Source organism: Deltaproteobacteria bacterium, from assembly GCA_019309045.1.
GTDB lineage: Bacteria > Desulfobacterota > Syntrophobacteria > BM002 > BM002 > JAFDGZ01.
The window spans coordinates 61,631-77,967 of the sequence record JAFDGZ010000004.1 but is presented as its reverse complement, the minus strand read 5'-3'; the positions used below and the strand labels follow the sequence as shown (position 1 = coordinate 77,967).

Annotated in this window: 17 protein-coding genes; 2 read left to right on the top strand and 15 right to left on the bottom strand. The window is 54.4% G+C overall.

The window, feature by feature from the left end; genetic code table 11:
* A partial coding sequence (locus JRI89_01975; protein ID MBW2070002.1) for a hypothetical protein occupies positions 1 to 157 on the top strand: 157 nt, incomplete at its 5' end.
* A 21-nt stretch (positions 158 to 178) separates the two neighbouring features.
* Here JRI89_01975 and JRI89_01970 read toward each other — a convergent pair.
* From JRI89_01970 to JRI89_01960, 3 genes are read right to left on the bottom strand one after another with little or no spacing between them, the layout of a single operon-like run.
* Positions 179 to 637, bottom strand: coding sequence for a DUF86 domain-containing protein (locus tag JRI89_01970; protein MBW2070001.1), 459 nt, complete (start codon positions 635 to 637; stop codon positions 179 to 181).
* Positions 634 to 1,062, bottom strand: a complete 429-nt coding sequence (locus JRI89_01965) for a hypothetical protein (GenBank protein MBW2070000.1) — start codon at positions 1,060 to 1,062, stop codon at positions 634 to 636. Before JRI89_01965 ends, JRI89_01970 begins: the two co-directional genes overlap by 4 nt.
* A 12-nt stretch (positions 1,063 to 1,074) precedes the next feature.
* The gene (locus JRI89_01960) at positions 1,075 to 1,233 is read right to left on the bottom strand and encodes a hypothetical protein (GenBank protein MBW2069999.1); all 159 of its coding nucleotides are present in this window, start codon (positions 1,231 to 1,233) and stop codon (positions 1,075 to 1,077) included.
* 230 nt (positions 1,234 to 1,463) lie between these two features.
* On the opposite strand from JRI89_01960, the gene lptF reads away from it, so the two are divergent.
* Positions 1,464 to 2,651, top strand: coding sequence for an LPS export ABC transporter permease LptF (lptF, locus tag JRI89_01955; GenBank protein ID MBW2069998.1), 1,188 nt, complete (start codon positions 1,464 to 1,466; stop codon positions 2,649 to 2,651).
* Positions 2,652 to 3,080: 429 nt separating this feature from the next.
* Here lptF and JRI89_01950 read toward each other — a convergent pair whose 3' ends face one another.
* From JRI89_01950 to JRI89_01895, 12 genes are all read right to left on the bottom strand, one after another.
* On the bottom strand, positions 3,081 to 4,244 hold the full coding sequence (locus JRI89_01950) for a glycosyltransferase family 4 protein (GenBank protein MBW2069997.1): 1,164 nt from the start codon (positions 4,242 to 4,244) through the stop codon (positions 3,081 to 3,083).
* Between the two features lie 55 nt (positions 4,245 to 4,299).
* On the bottom strand, positions 4,300 to 4,959 hold the full coding sequence (locus JRI89_01945) for a hypothetical protein (GenBank protein MBW2069996.1): 660 nt from the start codon (positions 4,957 to 4,959) through the stop codon (positions 4,300 to 4,302).
* A gap of 276 nt (positions 4,960 to 5,235) precedes the next feature.
* A complete protein-coding gene (locus tag JRI89_01940; protein ID MBW2069995.1) occupies positions 5,236 to 6,174 on the bottom strand; it encodes a lysophospholipid acyltransferase family protein in 939 nt (312 codons plus the stop codon).
* Between the two features lie 116 nt (positions 6,175 to 6,290).
* Complete coding sequence (locus tag JRI89_01935; GenBank protein MBW2069994.1) at positions 6,291 to 6,461, bottom strand: Trm112 family protein; 171 nt, start codon at positions 6,459 to 6,461, stop codon at positions 6,291 to 6,293.
* Positions 6,458 to 7,510 (bottom strand): lipopolysaccharide heptosyltransferase I, encoded by a 1,053-nt coding sequence (gene waaC, locus JRI89_01930; GenBank protein MBW2069993.1) that lies wholly within the window; start codon positions 7,508 to 7,510, stop codon positions 6,458 to 6,460. Before waaC ends, JRI89_01935 begins: the two co-directional genes overlap by 4 nt.
* Positions 7,511 to 7,592: 82 nt before the next feature.
* A complete protein-coding gene (gene gmhB / locus JRI89_01925) occupies positions 7,593 to 8,171 on the bottom strand; it encodes a D-glycero-beta-D-manno-heptose 1,7-bisphosphate 7-phosphatase (protein MBW2069992.1) in 579 nt (192 codons plus the stop codon).
* Between the two features lie 17 nt (positions 8,172 to 8,188).
* Positions 8,189 to 9,199 (bottom strand): lipopolysaccharide heptosyltransferase II, encoded by a 1,011-nt coding sequence (gene waaF / locus JRI89_01920; GenBank protein MBW2069991.1) that lies wholly within the window; start codon positions 9,197 to 9,199, stop codon positions 8,189 to 8,191.
* 79 nt (positions 9,200 to 9,278) lie between these two features.
* Positions 9,279 to 10,412: a tetraacyldisaccharide 4'-kinase gene (gene lpxK, locus JRI89_01915; protein MBW2069990.1), complete on the bottom strand. Its 1,134-nt coding sequence runs from the start codon at positions 10,410 to 10,412 to the stop codon at positions 9,279 to 9,281.
* A 92-nt stretch (positions 10,413 to 10,504) separates the two neighbouring features.
* Complete coding sequence (locus tag JRI89_01910; GenBank protein MBW2069989.1) at positions 10,505 to 11,818, bottom strand: 3-deoxy-D-manno-octulosonic acid transferase; 1,314 nt, start codon at positions 11,816 to 11,818, stop codon at positions 10,505 to 10,507.
* Positions 11,812 to 13,590: a lipid A export permease/ATP-binding protein MsbA gene (gene msbA / locus JRI89_01905; GenBank protein ID MBW2069988.1), complete on the bottom strand. Its 1,779-nt coding sequence runs from the start codon at positions 13,588 to 13,590 to the stop codon at positions 11,812 to 11,814. The genes JRI89_01910 and msbA overlap by 7 nt, the downstream gene beginning before the upstream one ends.
* Before the next feature lie 39 nt (positions 13,591 to 13,629).
* A complete protein-coding gene (gene lpxB, locus JRI89_01900; protein ID MBW2069987.1) occupies positions 13,630 to 14,811 on the bottom strand; it encodes a lipid-A-disaccharide synthase in 1,182 nt (393 codons plus the stop codon).
* A gap of 15 nt (positions 14,812 to 14,826) precedes the next feature.
* Positions 14,827 to 15,975, bottom strand: a complete 1,149-nt coding sequence (locus JRI89_01895) for a Gfo/Idh/MocA family oxidoreductase (protein MBW2069986.1) — start codon at positions 15,973 to 15,975, stop codon at positions 14,827 to 14,829.
* Positions 15,976 to 16,337: the final 362 nt, after the last annotated feature.

Here is a 16,337-nt window from a genome sequence, read left to right as displayed (position 1 = left end):
CCTGGCGCACCTCATCAAGAACTTCGGCTTCCTGGTGCCTATCGTCGAGAAAGGCAACACCATTGGAGCCGGCGAAGGTCGCCTGCTGGCGGCCCGGAAGCTGGGAATGAAGCTTGTGCCGACGGTGAATGCTGAACACTTGCCAATGACAGAGTGAGATAGGCGCGTCCCCGCCCACCTAAAGGGTGTCGTCCATAATCTCTGGATGATTCTTGAGCCATCTGGAAATCTCTGTTGCAATATCTTTGATATCATCAAGTTGAGAAGAGCATATTTGGTAAAGCTCTCTATCTGACATCTCATGATAAAAGTGCACCATCCGGTTCCGGTAGCCTGCCAGCATCTTCATCCGTTTGCCTTTTTCAGCAGAAAGGATTCTTTCATCTTCCAACCCGGAGGCAATCTCCCTGTATTCACTTACACCCCTGCCGAACCCTTTGGCCAGGATATGCCTTCCAAGGTCCATGAGCGCCTCAAGTGCTCGCCTCAGGCAGGATTCCGCTGACCAGACATTTCTCTTGTCTGCTGTGAAGGCGTCATAGCTATCGAGTGGCAGCGATTTGATTTCCTTAATCATTCGATCAATCCACTGGTAGCGGTCCGAGACCACTCTTTTTGATACTTTAGATGGGCTCATTCGTCTTCCCCAAGGATGAGGGCCATTCTTTCTCTTTCCAGTGGAGCTAGATCTCCAGCCCTTCTCAGAATGTAGAGGTCGTACTCATCTGCTAGATATTCATCCTGAGCATAGAGCCTTTCGCCTCTGATAATATTGGCTGCGACAAAGGGATCTGCTTCAGGTAGAACCACAAGATCCACCCTCGAAACAGAAAAAAGATCTTCAAGGGCCTGGGCCAGCGCGACTTTTTGTGTCACATGCAGCCTCTCACTCTTCTGCGGCTTCACACCAATATCTAGATCCGAGCCCGCCGGAATGGATAAGCTCCCGGCTTTGCCTTCCATCCACTCTGCGACCTGCCTGGCATAGCTGCCGAAGGCATAGATGATATGTATGGAGAACTGCTGCGCCAGCCGCCGCAGGTCTTGCCGCCTCTTATTCATCTTTGAACGCTCTCAAGTAAGAAAGTAGAAACATCCCTTGGTGGCAGACACCCCACATTGACGAGCTTCAAGGCGATCTTCAGGTTCTTGTGGCCGCGGTTCATCACCCGGTTTTCTCTGTGGGAAATCGAGGCTGGCGAGGACCTGCTCGGCCAGTTCTGTCCGCTCCATAGTCCCCGACTCGAGAGCCTCAGCTACAACTTGACCAGGGCCTTGAACCCTGTTCGCTCCCTATGATTTCCATGGATGTCCCGCCTGAAAGATAGCCCATCATTATCTATTTGGGCAAGTCCAAATCAGCAAAGGAGAGAGATCACGATGGGAATGCCGATTGCCCGGCATTCCTGCCGCGACCACCTACGCGTTTACAATCTCCAATACTTTCATTATAGTGCGGATTTATGCGACGGATCATTATGCGCTACATACTGGCAGAACAGCTTACCATTATTGCGATCAGTCTCCTGGTATTGACGTTGGTGCTGTTTCTGGGCAAATCCCTCAGGTTCCTGCCGCTAGTTTTTCGCAGCGGTGCAGGACTGACAGGCCTGGGCGAGCTTCTCTTTTACTCTCTGCCCTATTTCTTTTTTTTCACCATCCCCATGGCAACCATGCTTGGTGCTCTGCTGGCCTTCTCCAGGATGTCATATGACAATGAAATTACCGCTCTCAAGGGGGCTGGGGTCAGTCTATATCAGCTGATACCGCCAGTTGCACTGGTGGCTGTGGTGGCCTGGCTTGTTAGTCTCTTTCTGGCGCTCTTCGTGCTGCCGCGAGGAAATGTCGCCTTCAAGAGGGTATTGCTGCGCATGGCTCGGTCGGGGACCCAGTTGAGCCTCAAAGAAAGAGTTTTTAACAACCAGTTGAAAGGACTGGTATTCTTTGTCGACCACCTGTCGGCAGACGGCAAGAGACTTTACGGGGTTTTCGTTTCTGACGAAAGAGACCGCAGGATGAAGAGCACAATCATCGCCGAGGAAGGGTTTCTCGTTTACAACGAGGCTCGTGAAGAATTCAATTTCAGACTCTTTCGAGGCAACCTGTTCAGAATAGACAAGGAAATGAAAAGTGCTCAGACTGTGCAATTCAAACAATACGATCTCATCGTAGATGCTGCCGCCAGCTTCGGCAAGAAAACCCTCCACAAGAAAGAGCGCCACCTCACCTACGCTGAACTACGCCAGGCTCTCGCTGCTTCTGACCCCCGGTCAGAACTGCACACCAAGCTGTTGCTCGAGTGGCACCGCAGGTTCTCCCTGCCACTCGCTTGTGTTGTTCTCGCCTTTGTGGCCGTGCCACTGGGCATCCAGTCGAGAAGCAGTTCTCGACTGACTGGTCTGGTGGCTGGCCTGCTACTTTTCCTGCTTTATTACATGCTGCTTTCTGGAGGAAAGGCCCTTGCGGAAAATGGTTTGTTGCCGCCGGTTCCAGGCATATGGTTTCCGAATGTGCTTTTCGCTCTCCTTGCTGTTGTGCTCTGGGTCAAGACTGCACGTGAGTCGCCACTACGGATGATTACTGCAATAAGGCGCCTTGTCGACTTGCTGCGGAGCAGGCTCAAAATGAATTCTCGCTGCAACCTCATCTAGAACAAGGGTCTGCGGCACCATTCACCTGGATATTGCCAAAAATCACTGCCGCGCTATCTCAAGAAGCAGGCAGACCAAGCAGGGAAATGTGCCGCAGCACCTGTGAGCGGCTGCAAGAAATCCTGAAACCATTGCCTGCGCAGATCTTGCCAGCGTCAGAGAAGGCGTTGATCACAATGAAGTATTTTTCTATGAAGCTGACAATCTGCTCTCCCCGCCAGGCACTCTGAAACAGCTGGCTGCAGATGCTGACTCGAGGCAGCCACTGGCCCGGGTCGCCTGGAAGAAAGCTGGCGGCTTTTCCTGTGAGGCCCAGAAACTGCCTGCCCTGCTGGTATGCCTCATGAGGCGGATGTATCCCCGCTCATACCCCGCTGCCAACTGCGCCGCCAATACGGGTACGACTGGAGGCATGTCGATTTTGGAGTGTCAGGTGCCAGAGAAGTCGCCTTCTTGTCTGCGGCCTGAAGCCAGGAGTTGCTGGAACACTCGGGTCAATTTTTCCGTATGCCTGGCCCAGGTATATGTCCGGGCGATCTCCCTGGCTTTCCGGCCCAGGGCCATCTTCTCCTCTTGGGCCAGGGAGGCGAACCGGGAGATGGCAGCCAGCAGCAGCCTCGGGTCAGGTTCTGCCACCACGAGCCAGGGGGCCACTTGGCCGGCCGCTTCGGCTGCCCCGTTTTGCCTGGTAGTAAGAGCAGGAATGCCGCAGGCCAGGGCTTCCAGAACCGTATTGGCGAAGGGATCGTATAGCGTGGGTAGGATGAAGAGATCGGCCAGGCCGTAGATCTTTTCCAAAGCGGCCACGTATCCCAACCACCTGATCCTCTCCCGCAGGGCCATCCTGTTGATTTTCTCTTCAAGAGCCGCGCTGCCGCTGGAGCCAGCTGCCAGCAAGAAAAAAGGCTCATGGTGGAATGCAGCCAGGGTGGACAACAGCACAGCAAAGCCTTTTCTGCGCAAATTTGAACCCGCAAAAATAAAAACCAGGGCATTTCGAGGCAGGCCAAATTTTTCCCTCTCATCGGAGCGCTGGCTGGCGCTCATGGGCCGAAAGCGATCCAGATCCACTCCATTGTGGACAACAGTTACCTTGTCAGCAAATCTGCCATAGTAATATTGCAGCTGTCTCTCGACCAGCTGCGAGTTGGCAACGATTGCCCTGGCTTTCTGAATCGAGGTCGCCTCCAGCCAGAGAAGTAGTCTGTTCCTGGGGCTGAGCTTTCTAACAGAGCTTCCCTGCCGCCGATCAAGGTCCAGCCAGGCAGCATGCAGAGGGTCGGACACTCGCAGCACGTCAACCGGTGCTACCCGGGAAAGACCATAGCTGAGATCATAAGATTCCCGGGCAAGCAGCCGCTTTACTCCCAGGTAAAAAGAGAGATTCTTGAGAATGCTGCCCCGCCCCCTGACTGGAACAGCCAGGTGCCGCACCCCTGGAGATGCAACCTCCCTGGCCACCACGGTTACCTTATGTCCTCTGCTGGTAAGAATCCGCGCAATGTTGAGGCAATATGCTTCCGCACCGCCATAGTGCATCCCGCATTCTCGTCGTACCAGCACTATCCTCAAGGCTCGAACCTCTGTATTCAATGCTTATCTCTCAGACTGATCTCTAGAGTTCTACCGCCAAAAGGAGCTCGGCCGTTCACCTCCCAAAATGCTGGGGCTGTTTCCTTCTTGCTCTCAGCTTGCTGTCGTGTCTGGCAATTCTTTGCACCTTCTTATGAATCATCTCTCTTGTTCTGCGCTCTTTTACAATAGGCAAGTATTTTGCGTAGCCAGATACGAACACCTCTTTCAGAACACTGTATTCTTCCTGGCTGAGAGTTCGACGGCAGGAATAATCCAGTTGAGCCAGATCCTTGACGAGCCAGCGCAGAGGAAGGGCGGCTTCTAGCCCTTTTTGGCGGCGGATTCTTTGCAGATCGATCAGACCAATCTCACTTGTGGCCTCATTCCAGAACAAGTGACAGAGATAGAAATCCTGATGAGAAAAGCCCTGGGCATGAAAGCGGCCGGCAAAGGCGGCCAGTTGCTCCATCACCCTGATTTTGTGCTCCAAGGTCATTCCCGCTGCAAAAGCGTCTTCGAGCCGCTCACCATCCATTTTCAAGGTGATCACCAGAGCGCGCCTCATCAGGCAGCAGGTACGTTCCAGGCCGAATGCTACCGGCCGCGCCGCCTTTATCTGCTGCTGTTCTAATAAATTGGCCTGGCGCCATTCATTTTCTGGCCCGGCAATATCTTTCAGTCCTGTCAGCAAATAGCGCAGCCACCCTGCTGCAGGCCCGTAGTAACGCTTCACGAAAAAAGTTTCACCGGCAAGCTCAAGGATGGATATATCCCGATTGGCTTTGCTTTTGAAAAGACGTAGATTCGGATGATTCCATAAAGTTGCCAGGGTATGTCCGGCGAATATCCATCGGTAGGAATCCGTTATTTCAACGACACTTGAGGGGCTGCAAATTGTCATCTTGCCTCGGCGGCTTGTTTTCATCACGGTCTGGCCGCCTCATTGCACTATAATTCCCGGCCAAACATAGCAGTGAGTCCACAGAGCAGATATTTTCTAGACGGATGTCTAGAGTGACTTTGATCTTTTCCTTTTCTTTCGAGAAGCTTTCTTTCTTTTCCGGCGTCGTTCATACCTGGCCATTTCTTCGGGATAGAGGAAGGCATGATAACGCTTCCATCTCTTGTGGAACCAGAACCACTGGTCTGGATATGCCCTGATTGCTTCCTCGATCACGTCATACATCTTCTGGGTATTCACTTTTATGTCGTAATGAAAATCTGCCGTTTTTTGCAAGTCAAGGGGGGGCTTGATAATGAGGGTCAACTGGCCATCCGACTCTCTTAGACAAAATCCAGGCACTACAGGACAATCATATCTTCTTGCCAGGAGAGCAACAACGGGGGTTGCAGACACCCTGTGTCCAAAAAAGCTGATATCCACGCCTTCCGTGCGGCTTACACCCTGGTCTATGAGCAGCCCGAGAAGGCCACCGTCTTTGAGCACTCGTCTCATGGGCGCCAGCGCCCTTTTCTTGCTGATAATGGTACTGCCGAAGCGGGTGCGAATCGCATTCACCATGGAATTCAAGCTGGCTGGCCTCACGTCTTTTGCCACCAGGAACAGGGGGGGCTGCAGGTAGCACGAGGCATAGATATGACCGATTTCCCAGTTCCCCAGATGTGCTGATATAAAGATGCCACCCTTGCTGCTTCTGGCCAGCTGTTGCAGATGTTGTTCACCTTGCAGACGAACTCGTTGAAAAAGATCCTTCCTTTCAAAGGAACTTACCTGCAGCACTTCCAGAGCAGTAATTGCCACGTGCTGAAACACTGCTATGGACAGCCGGCGCACTGCCTGAGAGGGCATACTGCTAAAGACAAACTGCAGGTTGCGCCTGACAATCAACCGGTGGCGTCTGTCCAGTAGATAGAGACAGGACCCCAAGAGCTTTCCGGCTCTCACAAGGCGTATGTGGGGTATGCGAGCAAACGGCGACTGGGCCATATTTTCCCTGACTGCACTACCGGCTGGGCAGTGTACCGTTTCGCTGCGGCCACGGCCGCCCTGGAGTTAGTGAGATTCTCAATGGAAAACTTGCCGGCAGCAGACTCTCTAATTGCTCAGGCCAATGGTTTGGCCTCGTCAATCAACATGATAGGAATATCGTCTCTTATTTCATAGACAAGCTTGCAGTTTTCGCAAATGAGACCGTCCTCTGTCTCGTTCAAGTAAATCTCTCCCTTGCACTTTGGACAGGCAAGTATGTCCAGCAATTCCTTGCTTATCGTCATGGGCACTCCCTCCGTAACACGTAATCCACTGCCTGGGCTACCTTGTCCACCTCCAAGGCGTTCATGCATTCCATGCTCTGGCAATTGCGGCGAAAGCACGGACTGCACTCGAGGTCCGCCCGCAGCACCACGTGACCCCCTCCATATGGGCCGGTGCGCCATGGAGCTGTAGGGCCGAAAAGGCCAACAACTCCGGTTCCTACGGCTGCAGCCAGATGCATGGGGCCGCTATCTGTGCTGACAACCACTGCTGCTCGGCGGCAGAGGCAGGCAAGCTCCCTCAAATTGGTAGAACCGGCCCAGTTGAACACCCGGGATATGTTTGCTTGTTCTATAATACGTGAAACCTTGCCGCGGTCAACTGCGGCTCCGGTCATAACTACGGTGGCCCGGTGCTTCCGCACCAGCTCGCGGGCCAACAGAGCAAAGTTCCCCACCGGCCAGCTCTTGCTTGGCCACCTGCTCACTGGATGAAAAACCACCAGCGGCCCTGTTCCTGCAGTGGTCTCTCTCCTGAGTTTACTCTCCATCCGCTCCGCTTCAGCGCTTGTCCAGAACCTCTGTACCTCGAGGTTTTCTCCGTTGCAGCCTAGATAACGAGGAATTTGCAGGTAGCGCTCCACTGCATGTTGCTCGGGATTGTAAGGGGGGAGCTTCTCGTTCAGAACTAGCCAGCTCAGTTCCCGGCTGCGAGCGAAGCCGATCTTCCTCTGTCCTCTAGCCAAAGCCACCCAGAAAGCACTCTTTATGAGCCCCTGCAGGTCAATGACAATGTCGTAGTGGTGCCGGCGCAATCGCACACAGAATTCCCTGATCTCACGGAGCAGCCCTGGCCAGCAGGAAGGCCTCTCCAGCATTCGCAGCCAGCTGCGTCGGGAGCAGACAACCACCTCGTCAATGCCAGGATAGTACTCGAGCAGCTCTGCCGCAGGCTCCTCCACCAGCCATCTGATTGAGGCCTCAGGATAATGACGCCTCAGTGCTGCAAGAGCCGGCAGAGTGTGTATCACGTCTCCAAGAGAACTCAATTTGACGATAAGGATATTCATAGCCTCAAAACTGGTGGAAAACTAATCAGGCTGAACACCTCCATGGTCGCCAGCCCAATAAGGCAAGGCATTTATAAACAGTTCAAATTGGCCTTTCTGCATCCTGGATTATCCAGTCAACTGCTGCTGGCAGGTCAGCGGCCACATGAGTCGGTTTTACCCTGCTGACATGGGCAAGAAACTCCAGCTCACCCTTGCCATATCCGGTGAGGACCAGCACGCCCTTGCAGCCGGCATTATGGGCCATCTCCATATCCTTGAAGCGGTCACCTACCACATAAGACTTCTGGAGGTCAATGTGCAATTCTGCTGCAGCTTGCTGCAGCAAGCCAATTTGCGGTTTGCGGCACGAACACGGTTCACCTGTCTCTCCCTCACCCTCCGGTGCATGACTACAAGTATAAATGCCATCAAGAAAGGCCCCTTCCCTTTCCAGCAAGACCTGCATCTTCTGGTGCACGCGGTCAATCATTTCCACAGGAAAATATCCCCGCGCTGCCCCAGCCTGATTGGTGACCACCACCACTTTGAGGCCACTGTGGTTGATTCTCTTGATGGCCGCTGCCACACCTGGCAGCAATATAAAGCGGTCCGGATGGTTGATGTAACCCATCTCCTCGTTTATGGTACCATCTCTGTCCAGAAACACCGCGGCATGCATATTGAAAAAAACTCCTTCTAGACGGCCGATTGCAACAAGGACTCTGCAGCAGCCACCACCTGCTCCACCGTGATTGCCTGGAAACAGGAAAGATCCGCCGGGCACCTTCTCTTGAAACAAGGAGCGCACCAGAGGTGCTCAGCTTGAAGCACTATGGCATGTTCATTGAGGGGGGCGCTCTTCCTGGGATCTGTCGAACCGAAAAGCGCCACCTGCGGCACCCTGAAGGCCGCAGCCATGTGCATGAGGCCTGAATCGTTGCTGACAAAAAGGGAACACCTGCTGATTAGCCACATTGCCTCTGCCAGGGTTGTGCGACCGACCAGATCGATGACTGCGGAGCTCATTCTCCCCTTGATCTCAGCAGCAATCTGTCTGTCTGCCGCACTCCCGAAAAGGATGATCTGGCGCTCTGGACTGGCCAACCGGTCGAGGGCAGCTGCGAAGCGCTCGGGAAACCACCTCTTGGCTTCGCCATATGCTGCGCCTGGATGAACCCCGATGAACAACGCCTGGGGACGAAGTCCCAGTTCTGCAAAACGGGCCAACACCGTGCGCTGGGCCTCTCTGTTCACTGGCAGCCTGGGCTGCCGCTCAATCCTGGCTGCAGCCATCTTGCCCGCAAGATGCAGGTAGTAATCTACCTGGTGCCCAGTGTCCTCTGGCTGGCTGCAGGCCAGCCTGTGCGTGAGAAGCATGGCACGCCCATCAGTTGCATAGCCTATTCTGATTGGAATGGCGGCCAGCCACACCAACAGCGCCGCCCCGAAGGAATTGGGCAGCAGCAGGGCCGCTGCAAATCCCCTGGACCTCAGGATCCGTGCCAGTAATAATCTCTGGGCCAACTTGCGCAACCCACCCTCGAGCTCATACTCCATAACCCCCACTGGCCTGCCACTCTGTCTGAAAACCTGGGCAACGGAGGAGCGGGCCAGTACAGTAACCTGCCTCCCGGACCAATGCTGCACGCAGGCATCGATGGCGGGCAGGCTGAGAACAGCATCCCCGATCCAACTGGGAGCTACCACCAGAACGCTGCTTTTCTTGGAATTGCTCTGCGGAGATAGCACAGCTTCACATCTCAAAAATAGCGCTTGTGGACCTCACTCAGGCCCGCAACCGCTTCAGGACCATGGCCGCCACCTGCTGATCATCTTCACCCAGGTCGAATTCTATGCCGAGCACCCAGAGCTGCAAATCTTCGGGTAAGACCGCTGGCAACCTCACCCAATCCTTCTCGGTCGTCAGCCAGAGTTCTGCTGGCCTGGGTCTGGCAGCATCGACCATGTCTTGCAAGAGGTCTGCCGTCAAAGGGCTGTGATCAGGCAAGGAGAAAGTGAAGGCCAGCACCCCTCCCAGGGAAGTGACAGTCTGAAAAAATCTTGCTGGCTTTGCAATGCCGGCAAAGCAGGCAAGTCGCTTGCCGCGGAGAAAGGCAAGAGGCTTCTCCTCTCCTGTTGTGGCATGAAACAACCTCTCTGGCCGATGTATTCCTTTGAAAACAGGTTTCTGCGGCCAGTCCTGTTGCAACTGCTCCAGGGTCTTTCTGGCAGAAAGCGTACCATCAAAATTGCTGAGCACCAGCAGATCGGCTCTCTCGAGGGCAGTGATTTTCTCACGCAACAATCCCCGAGGGAAAAGTCTGCCGTTCCCGTAAGGGCTGCTGCTGTCGAGGAGAACCATATCCACATCACGTTCAAGGTACCGATGTTGAAAACCGTCATCCAGGACCACCACCTGGCAAAGGAAGTCCTGCAGGGCAACTTGCACCGCTTCCTTTCTCCTGGACCCGCAAAGAACCACCACTCCAGGCAGCCTTCTGGCAAGCAGCTGCGGTTCGTCCCCCGAAATAGCAGCCTCGCACCTGATAGCTTGCCCGTCACTGACCACCAGAACCTTGCCGCCATAGCGCCCCCGGTAACCCCGGCTCACCACAGCCACCTTCCAGCCCTCCTGCTGGAGAAAGCGTGCCAACCACATGACCATGGGCGTCTTGCCGGTTCCCCCCAGGGTAATGTTGCCCACACAGACCACTCGGCATTCTGTCTTGCACTTTGGCAGGACGCCGTGGCAGAAAAGCAGGTCACGGCAGCTCATTGCTGCGCTATATACCACCGCAGCAATGGCCGCCAGGTGGCGCAGCAGGCGTACGCCCGGGGAGTTTATCTGTTCATCGAGGATGAGTCGGTAAACTCGCGTGGCCAGAGTCCTTCGTGCAGAGGAAGCTTTCCATTCCCACATTCGCCTCATACTGGAAATGTCTTTCATGGCCAACAGCTGAAAAAAGCTTTTCCCAGGCTCAGCAGCAACTTGAGGAAGTTTCCTTTTTCAGATCATGGTTGAGCGTCACCGGCAGCAGCCTTGAGAACAGCAGCAATAGCCTCCATGTGCCTTTGCAATGCCCCACCATGCCGGTGGACAGCTTCTCTGGCCTTCTCTCCCATAATTCGACAGAGGCCTGGTGACAACAGCAGGGTTCTTGCCTGTCTGTAGAGTTCTGTCTCATCATTTACCTGGATGCCGGCACCACTTTCCAGGAGAAAGTGAGCAATGTCTCTAAAATTCTCCATGTGCGGACCAAAAAGAACTGGAAGTCCTGCTCTGGCAGCTTCCAGAGGATTGTGCCCTCCCCTAGGCACCAGGCTGCCGCCCACAAAAGCAAAGGTGCCAAGGTGATAGACCTGAGCCAGTTCGCCAATACTGTCAAGGATGAGAATGTCACTCCTTGCCGGTTGTGAATCCTGCCGTTGCAGGCAACTTCGCCGCAGAGTCTCCCAGGAATTTTCCTGTGCCATTCTGGCAACTGTCTGAAAACGCTCAGGATTTCGTGGCGCCAGCACCAGGGCGCACTCAGGGTGCTCTGCTCGCAAGCGCGCATAGACCCTGAAGATCATCTCTTCTTCTCCGGCATGAGTACTGCCAGCTATCCAGGTGAGCCGCCGTGGCTGCCAACCAAGGGTGGCAATCACCTCTTCCCTGTCTGGCCATTGCTCTGCGGGCTGAGCAAACTTGAGGTTTCCTGTCACCCGAATCCTCCCTGGATCCACACCCAGCTGGCGCATTCGGAAAGCATCCTCAGAGCTCTGCATACATAACACCTCTATCTTGTTGAGCTGAGGTGCAATAAACTTGTGCAGCTTGGCATAGCGTGCAAATGAGCGATCCGAAAGCCTGCCGTTTGCCAGGACTGCTGGCACTCCCTCCTTGGCAAGACAGTGAAATAGATTGGGCCACAAATCAGTCTCTACCAGAATAAAAAGCGCGGCGTTTACCGCCCTCACCATCCTGCGCATCACCCACCACAGATCGAGGGGGAAATAAAAAAATGAACAGTGCAGGGAAGCCAGTTTCTGACGCGCTACTAGTTGTCCTGCTTCTGTGGTGGTTGAGATGGCGATTCGATACTGGGGATACTGCTGCCGCACCTGGTAAACCAGGGGTATGGCTGCCAGCACCTCTCCTACTGAAAGGGCATGGATCCAGATTGTCTGTGGTGCACCAGGCTCCCTGACGCTCCTTGTCCCCAGAGCGAGGCGAGGCTTGAAATTCTGGCGGTACTTGCCCGAAATGGAGCGCTTGACAAGAAAATAGCCCATGACGCCAGGGAGGGCCACCAGCCATAAGAGGTTATAGAGAAGGATCACCATCGCACCTGAGTAAAGTATCTGCTGCCAGACAATTCGGCCGACTCCATCTGGGCGAACTGGAGCTCATACAGGCGATGGTATTCTCCGCCGGCCCGGAGAAGGTCCTCGTGTCGTCCCTCTTCCACAATACGCCCATTGGCCAGCACCACAATGCGGTCAGCATTCTTGATAGTAGACAATCTATGGGCAATCACCAGAGTTGTTCTCCCGGACATAAGGTTTTCCAGAGCCTTCTGTACTTCCAGCTCGGCCTCACTGTCCAGAGAAGAGGTGGCTTCGTCCAGGATGAGTATGGGAGCATCTTTCAGCAGAGCTCGGGCAATGCACAACCTCTGTCGTTGTCCTCCGGAAAGCCGCACTCCCTGCTCCCCTATGACGGTGTCGAGCCCTTTTGGCATTTTCATTATAAAATCATAGGCGTTTGCAGCCTTGGCTGCCGCAATGATCTCCTCGATGCTCTTTTGCAGACTGCCGTAGGCGATGTTGTTGCGAACAGTGTCATTGAATAGGATCGTCTGCTGAGTAACCATTGCTATCTGGGATCTGAGCGAAGAGATGGTCACCCGGCGAATGTCAATGCCATCGATGACAATAGCCCCCCCGGTCACCTCATAGAAACGAGGAATGAGGTTCACCAGCGTAGTCTTGCCCGCGCCACTGGCTCCAACCAGAGCCACCACCTCGCCCACGGCCACCCTGAGATTCACATCCTCGAGAACTGGGGCGTCGCCATAATGGAAATACACCTGCCGAAACTCGAGAAATTCACGAATTGGAGGCAGTTCGGCTGCCTGCGGATCCTGCCTGGTTTCCGCGGGAGTATCGAGCAGTTCAAAGACTCGATAGGCTGCAGCAATTCCTTCTTGCAGCACGTTGTTTATGGTGCTCAATCGCTTGACTGGTTTATAGAGCATCAGTAAAGCAGCGAGGAAGGAAAAGAAGTTTCCCGGAGTGGAAATCCCCTGGATGACACAATAGCCCCCGTACCAGATGATGATGACAATGCCGACCCCGCCCAAAAATTCCATCACTGGTGAGGAAAGAGAACGGACCGCAACTGCCTTCATCAGGTAATTGAAATATTTTTCATTCTCTCTGGCGAAGCGGCTTTTCTCGTATTCTTCCATGCCGAATGCCTTGACAATTCGGCTGCCTGCTATGGTCTCATGGAGAATTACCGAAAGATCGCCCATTGACTGCTGCCTTTTGGTGCTAACCCGGCGCAGCATGCGGCCGAATTTGACAATGGGCAGGAAGGCGAAGGGCAGCACCACCATCGAAATGCACGCCAGCCGCCAGTCACGGTAGAAGATTACAAAGATGAGTCCGACAACACTGAAGGTGTCTACCAGCAGGCCAGTAAGCGCTCCCGACACCGCCCCTTGCATCAGATTTACGTCATTGGTGATTCTTGACATCAATACCCCGGTGGGGGTCTTATCAAAAAAAGCAAGGGACAGGCTCTGGAGGTGGTCATACAGTTGCTGCCGCAGCTGGGCGACTATTCTTTGCCCCACAAAATTCATCAAGTAGGCATGACCCCAGTCGCACAAGCCCTTGAAGGCAAAAATAAGCAATACCAGCACAGGAAGAATCTTCAACATTCCCACATCTTTGTTGATGAATATATCGTCCAGTACCGGCTTGACGAGGTAAGCTGAAAGCGCTGTACAGACAGCAACACCGGTCATACAGGCCATGGCCAGCACCAGTGGCCGCCAGAAGGGTCTGACCAGAGCCAACAACCGTCTGTATATTGCTCTATCCTGCACCAGTTTCTCTTTCCTGGCTCAGCTCTGCAGTTGGCCGCTTCAAGGGGCCCGCCTGGCAGCTGCTGCAGCCCTGCAGGTAGACTTCCCGCCTGCAAGCATCTCCACAGCTATAGCAGCGGCCCTCTCGGATGCCCCGGGAGTTCCCAGGCGCTGACGTACCCGAGCAAGCGCCTCTCTCATGCCTTCCTGGTAGGATGAATTTTCCAACAGCCGCAGAACTTCCTCCGCTATCGCTCCAGGATGGGCCTCGTGCTGCAGCAGCTCCGGAACAACGGCAGCACCAGCTATAATGTTAGTCAGGGCCAGGTGGTCCACCCTGACCAGTGCTCTGCCCAGCTTGTAAGTCAGGGGGTTCACTTTGTAGACTACCACAAATGGGGTGCCCAGGATAGCAGCCTCCAGTGTCACCGTGCCGGAGGCCGCCAGCAACACCTTGCATATTTGCATAACCTGGTGGGTTCGTCCCTCGATCAGTGTCAAAGGCAGATTTCGTCCCTGTAAAAAGTCAGAGAGCTCTCTCTTTTGAATGGTCGGAGCCAGTGGGACAACAAAATGGAGCCCATCGACTTTAGTTGCCAGAATTTCAGCGCTGGCCAACATGAGGGGCAGCAATGACTTGATCTCGCCTCGCCGACTGCCGGGAAGCAGGCCAATGAATCTCTTTTGCTCCCCTGCGAACCCCAGCTGCTCAAGCATATCACCGCTGCTCCGCGGTATTACCACATCGAGAAGGGGGTGACCCACATAGGCAACGTCAAGCCCGGCTCTGCGGTAAATGTCCTCCTCGAAGTCCAGGACAACCACCATCTTGTCCACACACCTGCAAAGAGTATTCACCCGGCCAGGGCGCCAAGCCCACACCTGGGGGCCAATATAATACATGACCTTGAGAGCAAACTTCCTGGCAAGCCTGGCAATGAGCATATTGAACTCGGGGTAGTCAATGAGGATGACCAGGTCTGGACGCCAGGTGCGCAGGGTGACAATGCACTTGTGGAAAGTTGAGGCGATGGTCCCGAGATGCCAGGCAACCTCAGTGGCTCCCACCACTGCCATGGAAGCCGCACTGCCGCACAGCACTACACCTGCCCGCTGCATACGGTCTCCACCTACACCGCGGAAAGTAATGGAGGGATCCAATGAGCGCATAGCCTTTACCAGGCTGGCGCCGTGCAGATCCCCCGAAGCTTCCCCGGCTATGATGAAGACTTTTTTGACCACTGGCCTCCCAGACCCCTAGCCCTCCCCGGCCAGGCCGAGGACTCTGCTGAGCTCCTTCGTCCTCTGCTGAATTTCATCGCTCACCAGGGTAGCAAGCTCCAGGGCGTCTCTGCCGGCCTTGCCGCTCACCACTGGGGGCTCGCCGCTGCGTACGGAGTGCAGGAAGGCACGGAGCTCCTCCTGCAAGGGATCCACATCGGCCACCTGCAGACGTTGGTATTCTATCTCCGGCAATCCGTCAGAACCCGTCTGGTTCAGCTTACGAAACAGCTCCACCTTCCTGGCAGCATAGTCCAGAGATATATAGCTGTCCGGTTGAAATATTCTTATCTTTCTCATTTTCTTGGCAGATATCCTACTCGCTGTCAGGTTGGCAATGCAGCCGTCGGTAAACTCCAGCCGTACGCTGGCAATATCAATATGGCGCGTGAGAACCCTAACTCCCACAGCATGCAGGTCTTTCAAAGAAGAAGACAGCAGGCTGAGAATAATGTCAATGTCATGGATCATAAGATCCAGTATGACGTTGACCTCGGTTCCCCGTTCAGTAAAAGAAGCCAGGCGATGCGATTCCACAAACAACGGCTGCTGCACGTGCTCCCGCGCGGTCACCACTGCAGGGTTGAACCGTTCCAGGTGTCCTACTTGCAAAGTAAGATCTCTCTCTCTGGCCAACTCGATGAGAATGTCTGCCTCCGGCAGAGTCACTGTCATGGGTTTTTCCACGAGCACATGGATGCCAGCTTCCAGCAAATCCCGGGCAATATGATAGTGCTCTTTCGTGGGAGTCACCACACTTACCGCTTCAACCCTACCAATGATGTCCTGGTGAGAAAAATAAGGCTGACAAGAGAATTTCTTCGCTACCTGGCAAGCTCTGGCCTCGTCGATGTCCACCACAGCAACCAGCTCCGCGTCAGGCAAGCTGGCGTATTTTTCAGTGTGAAACTTTCCCAGATAGCCCACTCCCACCACAGCCACACTAATCTTCTCTTGCTGCCCTCCTGAAACAATCCGGGGAGGCAAACCATTGCCGGCTTGTTCTTCTCCTCGGGAGGACGCTCGCCGACACGCAGGAGCGACAGGGAATTGCCGTTCAAGAAAATCTCCCTGTTCCTCTTTGCAGACAATGGCAATGCCTGCCCGGTCAGCAGCATGAATCATTTCCTGCCGGTCAAACATCAATGTCTTACCAGCTTCGAGGACCAGAACCTTTGCCCCTGCCCGCTCCATATTGACTATGGTCTGCAAACCCACTGCAGGGACATCAAAACGCAGATCCTGTCCTGGTTTGCTGACCTTGATGACCACAGAGCCTTCTTGACCTAGTCTGCCTCCCCTGAGTATGGTCTGGTCGGTTCCCTCAATTGCCTCAACAGCCAGCACAGCCTGGTCTTTGACAACTATACACTGACCTATATCCAACCTGCCGATCTCTTTGGCCAGATGCCAGCCGAATTCGATATCTCGCCGCTCACGTCTGTTCGGGGTGCGACGACCAAGGATGCCCCTGGGAGCGAGGAGAT

Excerpts from the sequence above, each read along its gene's own strand:
- lptF (MBW2069998.1), top strand. The coding sequence starts at position 1,464 with ATGCGACGGATCATTATGCGCTACATACTGGCAGAACAGCTTACCATT.
- JRI89_01895 (MBW2069986.1), bottom strand. The coding sequence starts at position 15,975 with ATGATTCATGCTGCTGACCGGGCAGGCATTGCCATTGTCTGCAAAGAG.
- JRI89_01940 (MBW2069995.1), bottom strand. The coding sequence starts at position 6,174 with ATGGCCCAGTCGCCGTTTGCTCGCATACCCCACATACGCCTTGTGAGA.
- waaC (MBW2069993.1), bottom strand. The coding sequence starts at position 7,510 with ATGAATATCCTTATCGTCAAATTGAGTTCTCTTGGAGACGTGATACAC.
- JRI89_01910 (MBW2069989.1), bottom strand. The coding sequence starts at position 11,818 with ATGGTGATCCTTCTCTATAACCTCTTATGGCTGGTGGCCCTCCCTGGC.
- JRI89_01960 (MBW2069999.1), bottom strand. The coding sequence starts at position 1,233 with ATGGAGCGGACAGAACTGGCCGAGCAGGTCCTCGCCAGCCTCGATTTC.
- JRI89_01970 (MBW2070001.1), bottom strand. The coding sequence starts at position 637 with ATGAGCCCATCTAAAGTATCAAAAAGAGTGGTCTCGGACCGCTACCAG.
- JRI89_01935 (MBW2069994.1), bottom strand. The coding sequence starts at position 6,461 with ATGACGATAAGCAAGGAATTGCTGGACATACTTGCCTGTCCAAAGTGC.
- lpxK (MBW2069990.1), bottom strand. The coding sequence starts at position 10,412 with ATGTGGGAATGGAAAGCTTCCTCTGCACGAAGGACTCTGGCCACGCGA.
- gmhB (MBW2069992.1), bottom strand. The coding sequence starts at position 8,171 with ATGCATGCCGCGGTGTTTCTGGACAGAGATGGTACCATAAACGAGGAG.
- JRI89_01965 (MBW2070000.1), bottom strand. The coding sequence starts at position 1,062 with ATGAATAAGAGGCGGCAAGACCTGCGGCGGCTGGCGCAGCAGTTCTCC.